Raw genomic sequence first — 7217 nt, forward strand, 5'->3', positions numbered from 1 at the left:
ATTTGTCTTGACCATCGAATAGGTAAAGGTTCTGTGCATTTGGCTAAATAGATTTGTTTGTCTTTAAATTTAAAGGCTGATTTGGTAAATTCGGCACTTCCTCCCTGATGTTTTTTCTTAAAGTTAGGATACTTAGTACGACCAGCAAAGAAGTTAGTAAAAGCTGTTTGTAGGTGCCTTAACCCTTGTTGTAAAGGTACACAGCTAACTTCGTTTAAAAACTCTAATTCTTCTTGCTTTTTCCAATCAGTTAGCATTGAAGACGTTTCAGCATATCCTACTCTTTCTTGTCTTTCGTACCAAGCTTGTGTTCGTTCGTGGAGAGCTTTATTGTAAACCAATCTTACACAGCCCAATGTGCGCCGCAATAGCGACTCTTGTGTTGGTGTGGGGTAAAATCGAAACGAATAGGCTTTTTCCATGTCCTTTCACACTAGCATATATTTCGTAAATGTGCTAATATTTAACAGTAAAGCCGTCGTAGAACGACGGGGTTTCAGACCCAAAATTTTCGATGAAAATCCCCTTTACCAAATATCAAGGCCTGGGCAATGATTTTATTTTGATAGATAACCGTCACAGTCCCGAACCCCTGATCACAGCGGAAATGGCCGTGGCTATGTGCGATCGACATTTTGGCATCGGTGCCGATGGCGTGATTTTTGCGCTTCCCGGCCAAGCAGCAACCGACTACACCATGAGAATTTTCAACTCTGATGGTTCGGAACCGGAAATGTGTGGTAACGGTATTCGCTGTCTAGCCCAATTTATCGCCCGTTTAGAGGCTAACAACGCCATTGGCCGCACCTATCGCATTCATACTCTAGCAGGAACGATAATTCCCCGTTTAGAAGCCAATGAACAGGTAACGGTCGATATGGGGCCGCCGCAACTCCTCGGCAGTGAAATCCCCACCACTTTGGTCAAGGGATCAGAAAAAGTCCTCGCGGTTCCCCTAGAGGTGGAGGGCAAAGATTGGTTAGTTACTTGCGTTAGTATGGGTAATCCCCACTGTGTCACTTTTGTGGGTGATCTGGCCTCTATTCCCCTCGAAACTATCGGGCCAAAATTTGAGCATCATCCAGTTTTTCCCCAACGGACTAATGTGGAGTTTGTGGAAGTAGTCGCATCGGATTATATGAAGATGCTTGTCTGGGAAAGAGGAGCGGGAATTACTCTCGCTTGCGGTACCGGTGCTTGTGCTGTGGTAGTGGCGGCCGTGTTAACGGCTAAATGCGATCGCCGTTGTACCGTGGAACTCCCCGGTGGTTGTCTTCAGATTCACTGGTCCCAAACCGATAACCGGGTTTACATGACAGGTCCTGCTAAAGCTGTTTTTGAGGGCATTTATGGTATCTAAACCACCCCGTCTGGACGGGGACTGAACTCCCCGAACAGCGCTACGGGATTGTTAATTCTTAGAGACTGGTAATCCAAGCAATAATTCCTTTACCAGTTAACAATTCAATGGCTAAAAGAGAGACAAAGCCAATCATGGCTAGTCTGCCATTCAATTTTTCAGCGTTTTTGGTAAAACCGAGACTGCTAGAACTATCAACGTACATTTTCGGCTCGACAGCAAAATTATTCAGTCTTCCTTGTTCTTCGGTGGTGTAGCCGCGGGCAGTCATGGGGAGGCTCCTTTTGTATGCTTATGTTAAGAAGTGTAACATATTATTAAGTTATGTTGCAAATTTTAACAAAAAATTTCTGGAGACTCAGAAAAACTCGATCGGGTATTCAGTCAACGGCAAGGTTCTGGGCTGTCAGGGTAGTGCTATAGTTTTATCTTCTCTGGGTTTATTGAGGAAATTTTGCTTTTTTATTGACAAATTACTTAGATTGTGGTAACAAAGAGGTGTATGCTTGGCCACCATAACCAAGGGGAAAACAAAAACTATCTTAAGGTCGCCAGAGGACTGCCGTTAAACCGTACAGGAGTTAGCGGGGGAAAAATTGCCACCGAAAGCGAACCCGAACCTAGGGAGTCAACTGACCTTGAGCGAAGATGTGCCGAATGGGTTAAGTGTGGGGAGAATAGGGAAAAACCACTAGGAAAAACCTGAATAGAATCTTAATATATAGAGTGCCTAGTAGCCGTAACGATTGCGCTCACTGTTTTTGTAAATTCTATGGCAGAGATTAGCCCAGAGATCAACCTCATGCAGATAGCGACTATACTCAACCAATATCGATTTGAAATGAGAGGATACAAAGCGCAGGAATTAATCGAGCGCTGGTTGCCCATCTATTCGCTCAATTGGATTCGCATGGCGATTTTAGAGGCCCTCTATCAGGGACGTTACAAAGTCATTTCGGTGGAGGAAATCCTCAAAATTTGGCACCGTCGCGGCCATCCTACCTTTCATTTCACGGGGGAATTCGAGCGCTTGGTTTGTAAAAACTTGCTAGATTCCCAGTTAAATGGCAAAAAATCAGCAGTTATCCCTAAACGGGAACAGGCGAATACACCTTCTCCCACCCTTGAGCAGCCCTGTCCAGAGCCAGAAGCGGGCAAAACCGATAATAATGGCACAGTAGCCACGAGTAAAGATTCTTTACTCAACTTAGAAACTTCTCTTTTTAACGATCCTCGCAAAGGTATGAGTAATGTGGAGGAATTATTCTCGCAGTTAACCCCGGAAACGCCCAAATTCCCTGAATTAGAATCAGTGCCTAAATCGCCTAACGGTCCTGGAACTAGGGAGAATTTTCCGGCTAATTTTAAACCGGCAATCGATGAGTTTATCCCTTTGTTAGACCCTTCGGAATTGTATCCCAAATTAAAAGCTGTCGCCCGCTCACAGCATAAGTAGGGTTGGCTGAAAAAGTTTTTCCTAGAGGCAGGGTGTGGGGTGTGGGGTGGTGGGGTACTGACACCAATTAATTCCCCGCCCTCAAGAAAAAAATCGCCCTGACGATTAAAATAGAGTTAACTTTTCCCCTCCAGGCTCTGCTCAATTAACTAGCATTATGACATCCTCCTATTTTGGTCTAGAAACCGAAGAAAATAAACTAATTAACTCTAATAATCTCTCGTTCGCCGCTTCTCTTGGTATTCATGCCCTAATTTTAGCGATTATCTTACCTAATTTCCTCAATAATCCAGCGCAGGAGCCAAAAAAGGATTTACGCAACGTCAATCTGATTGAATTGAACCCTCTAGAGCAGTCACGTCTTCCTAATCTCGACTCCTCCCTGTCCAGCTTACCCGAACTGCCTAACCTCAATTCGTCCTCTTCCTCTTCCTCTTTGCCTCCTCTCCCCCCCATCGATGGTATCCATAACAGCACCTTACCTCCTTTACCCTCGGTTTCTTCCCTTCCCCCTTTACCGTCCTTACCTGCTTTACCTCCCCTCTCCTCTTTACCCTCCGTCAATATCTATTCTCCTCCCGTGGCATCTATCCCCTCCCCGGGTAGATTACCGATTCCTCGCAATTTTCCCACTTCTACCCCCAGTTTACCCAGTCCTCCTTCTGTTCCCACCCTGCCGGACAATAATAATCTGCCTAGGGAGACTAATAACAACCGGATACCGCCTTACTTCGATCCCTACCAAGATAATCTAACTTTAGATAGATTGCGAAATTCGCCCCTTAGTGCATCGCAACAGGCGCAGGAACAATTAAACAATTCCCTAGCCCGCACGCCGGAGCCGAATGGTCAATCGCCCCTCGATGAACAGCGTCGTCAACAATTAATGTGGGAAATGCGGGAACGTTTGCGCTCCCTGGAGGCGGATAAAAGCAATACCAGTAACGAGGATGCTATGAGAAATCAGGTGGATTGGCTGGCCAGAGTCCAAAAAACTAATCCTAACGCCTTAAATGAACTAAATCAGCCCAATCAGGGCAGCAGAGGCATAACTACCGTCAATTTGACTGGTAATTATCCCGCCACGGCTTGTTCCCGTCAATTAGCGGGGACGGCGGTTTATGGGGTGACGGTGGATAGTCAAGGCCGCCTCAGCAGTGAACCCCAGTTAATTAAAAGTGCTGGCTTCCCGATTTTCAATCAACAGGCGGCTGGGGAAGTGAGATCAACTCGTTTTAATAATCCCAGTGGTGAGTCGAGAATCTATCAGGTGCGAGTCAGTTTTGCCCCTAACCCGGAAGTGTGCCGAGGTGCGATTGCTAATCCTCCAAAACCAGAGGGTAGCAACCTCAATACCCGTAACTCCCCCCCCGTAACGCCGGCAATTGAAACCCCGCTTCGTCCTAATCAAACCCCGCAACCGGCCGTTAGTCCCCAACCGGATAACGTCAAGCCGCCCGAAACCACAGGTCCAAATCCGGCCACAACCCAGCAAGAACCGCCCAAAGAAGCGATAATCGAAGAAAAAGCCCCAGAAAATCCTCCCCAAACCCCCGCTCTCAATCAGCCGGAGGTTTCCCCCGCCGGTCCCCCCACTAGCCAAAATCCTCAACCCCTGAGCGAGGAAGCCTTGCCCCCCGGTCCGCCGGCGGAAGCTAAAACTGAACCAGAAAGTTAGTCCATCAGCCTTTTCAGTGATCAGTGATCAGTTATCAGTAATCAGATGTGAGTTTTAGGTTCACTGATTACTGAAAAAAACTCTCATCTTCCTAGTCCATAATTCGATCCCCCCTTAGTCCCCCCTTGATAAGGGGGGCATCTGATAATTTTTAACGGCTACCTACTTAGGGCTGGCTGAATAAATCTAAAAACCTTGTTGGGTAAGACTTTTAGACCTTTTGTCAATCAAAAAGTACTGGATCTGGGAGTGATCGGGGGGAAATTTAGGCACTTTTTCCCTGAAAATTAGGTAATTGGCCACCTCAAAACTGGTAAAACCCCACACCCCACACCCCACACCCTGCCCCCAGGAAAAACTTTTTCAGCAAACCCTAAGTAGGGAGGCACAATTATTTGTAGGATGGGTTAGCGGTAGCGTAACATGAGCGGGCGTTGGGTTTCATGCTTCAACCCAACCTACGTTCTAGGTTTTATGGGTAGGATAGTTGTCTCTTGTCTTTTTTCTCCTCGGAGTCTCCTGTCTCCTGTCTCCTGTCTCCTGTCTCCTGAAAAGGAAAACTTCGTATCTCACCATTAAGATAACTGCTGCAAATGATTTCCACTTCCCAGATACCCGATTCTTTTGTCTCACCTTGCCGTCGCGCCTCGGTTAGTCGTACTACCAAAGAAACCGATGTACAGGTGACGATCGATCTTGATGGTAGCGGCAATTGTCGCGCCCAGACAGGAATTCCCTTTCTCGATCATATGTTGCAGCAAATCGCCTCCCACGCTGCGATCGATCTCGATGTGCGTGCCACCGGAGATCTAGAAATTGATGACCATCACACCAATGAAGACGTGGGAATCACCCTCGGACAAGCTTTACTGCAAGCTTTAGGCGACAAAAAAGGGATCGTCCGTTTCGGGCATTTTGTCGCCCCTCTCGATGAAGCTTTAGTGCAAGTTGCCCTCGATTTTTCCGGTCGTCCCCACCTCAGTTATGGTCTAGAAATTCCCACCCAAAGAGTGGGAACCTACGATACTCAGCTAGTGCGGGAATTTTTCGTTGCTTTGGTCAATCACAGTCAAATGACCCTACATATTCGCCAATTAGACGGGATTAATTCCCATCATATTATTGAGGCTACTTTTAAAGCTTTTGCCCGGGCGATGAGTATGGCCATAGCGATCGATCCCCGTCGCGCCGGTATAATTCCCAGTTCTAAGGGAGTTTTATAGAAGCACTGCTTAACCCGAATTAACGTTAGCTTAAAAGCCCATAATTTGAGCCACCTGGGTTAATTCGGGAGCAATCCCAGATTTTAGTTGGTTATTGCTGTGTTTTACCGCCGAATCTGGGTCTTTTAGGCCATTTCCCGTTAAAACACACACTACGGTGGCCCCATCGGGAACCTGTTGATGCACTTTTAATAATCCTGCCACAGAAGCGGCGCTGGCTGGTTCACAGAAAACCCCCTCTTGGCCCCCTAAAATCCGATAGGCTGCCAATATTTCCTCATCGCTGACTGCGTGAAATTGCCCTTGACTAGCGTGACTAGCGGCCCAGGCTTTTTCCCAGTTAGCCGGGTTGCCGATACGGATAGCCGTGGCCAGGGTTTCGGGATGGTCAACCGGTTGTTTGGAGATAAAAGGGGCAGCCCCAGAGGCCTGAAAACCCATCATCTTCGGCAGTCGGTCACATTTGCCTATCTGGTGATACTGACAGAATCCCATCCAATAGGCGCTAATATTGCCCGCATTACCGACGGGAATACATAACCAGTCGGGAGCATTACCCAAGACATCGACAATCTCGAAAGCAGCAGTTTTTTGACCCTCTAAACGGTAGGGATTGACGGAATTGACTAAAGTTACGGGATAATTTTCTGATAGTTGGCGGACAATCTTGAGGGCATCATCGAAGTTGCCATTAATAGCGATGACTTCCGCTCCATACAATAAAGCCTGGGCTAATTTTCCTAAGGCCACATAACCGTCGGGGATAATCACAAAGGCCCGCATCCCGGCCCTTCTTGCATAGGCTGCCGCCGCCGCCGAGGTGTTGCCGGTACTGGCACAAATCACCGCTTTTGCCCCTTCTTCTTTAGCTTTCGAGATGGCCATGGTCATGCCCCGGTCTTTAAAGCTGCCGGTGGGATTTAAACCATCATATTTGACAAAAACCTTGACATCGCGCCCGATTTGTGCTGAGAGATAAGGGGCGGGGATCAGGGGTGTATTGCCTTCTAGGAGGGTAATTACAGGGGTTTTACTGCTTACGGGCAGAAATTGGCGATATTCTTCGATCAAACCGCGCCAGCCGCCGATAGACGAGGATTTAGTGGGTGATTGGGGGATCGATCGAGAAATAGTTGTCATAGCCTTAAGGATACAGATTTGATTAGATGGCCTAACTTCCTATTCTATCCAATAAGCAGTCCAAAAAATTCATCTCGATCGCCCGATTGGGATTCATGGGGGTTAAAACAGGGATGCGGAAAGATAAAAGGCAGTAACAGCCAATAAATGGACTTTTAGGCAAAAAACTGTCATTTTATCGCTAAAAATCTGATTTTTTGCCCTTTTTGTCTTTCAGAGGTTGATTTAATTAGGGACTTGCGTGGGAATAATATCCCAATCGATCGGAGGGCGCAAGCTTTGCGCCCCTACAGTAACGGATTTTGTCCACAATGTAGGGGCGAACTGCGTTCGCCCAAAAGGTACATTATCAAAGCGCAA

Annotated in this window: 7 protein-coding genes; 4 read left to right on the plus strand and 3 right to left on the minus strand. The window is 47.1% G+C overall.

Annotated elements, in window-relative coordinates; translation table 11 throughout:
• A partial coding sequence (locus tag IM456_RS20345) for an RNA-guided endonuclease InsQ/TnpB family protein (RefSeq protein WP_287712801.1) occupies window positions 1–422 on the minus strand: 422 nt, incomplete at its 3' end.
• Between the two features lie 92 nt (window positions 423–514).
• On the opposite strand from IM456_RS20345, the gene dapF reads away from it, so the two are divergent.
• Window positions 515–1360 carry a diaminopimelate epimerase gene (gene dapF, locus IM456_RS20350; protein WP_287694741.1) on the plus strand — a complete coding sequence of 282 codons (846 nt, stop codon included), beginning with the start codon at window positions 515–517 and terminating at the stop codon, window positions 1358–1360.
• Between the two features lie 58 nt (window positions 1361–1418).
• Here the strand turns inward: dapF and IM456_RS20355 are convergent, their stop codons facing one another.
• Window positions 1419–1631: a CAB/ELIP/HLIP family chlorophyll-binding protein gene (locus IM456_RS20355; RefSeq protein WP_002756687.1), complete on the minus strand. Its 213-nt coding sequence runs from the start codon at window positions 1629–1631 to the stop codon at window positions 1419–1421.
• A 501-nt stretch (window positions 1632–2132) separates the two neighbouring features.
• Between IM456_RS20355 and IM456_RS20360 the strand changes: the two genes are divergently transcribed.
• The 3 genes from IM456_RS20360 to hisB all read left to right on the plus strand — a co-directional run bounded on the left by IM456_RS20360 (window position 2133) and on the right by hisB (window position 5717).
• Entirely contained in the window at window positions 2133–2816 is a 684-nt protein-coding gene (locus IM456_RS20360) for a hypothetical protein (protein ID WP_061430417.1), read from the plus strand.
• Window positions 2817–2973: 157 nt separating this feature from the next.
• Window positions 2974–4494: a TonB family protein gene (locus IM456_RS20365; RefSeq protein WP_149987299.1), complete on the plus strand. Its 1521-nt coding sequence runs from the start codon at window positions 2974–2976 to the stop codon at window positions 4492–4494.
• A 593-nt stretch (window positions 4495–5087) separates the two neighbouring features.
• A complete protein-coding gene (gene hisB, locus IM456_RS20370; protein WP_002782099.1) occupies window positions 5088–5717 on the plus strand; it encodes an imidazoleglycerol-phosphate dehydratase HisB in 630 nt (209 codons plus the stop codon).
• Between the two features lie 30 nt (window positions 5718–5747).
• Here hisB and thrC read toward each other — a convergent pair whose 3' ends face one another.
• Window positions 5748–6857, minus strand: a complete 1110-nt coding sequence (gene thrC, locus IM456_RS20375) for a threonine synthase (protein ID WP_149987300.1) — start codon at window positions 6855–6857, stop codon at window positions 5748–5750.
• Window positions 6858–7217 lie beyond the last annotated feature (360 nt).

It is taken from the genome of Microcystis sp. M079S1, from assembly GCF_020246425.1.
Classification (GTDB): domain Bacteria; phylum Cyanobacteriota; class Cyanobacteriia; order Cyanobacteriales; family Microcystaceae; genus Microcystis; species Microcystis aeruginosa.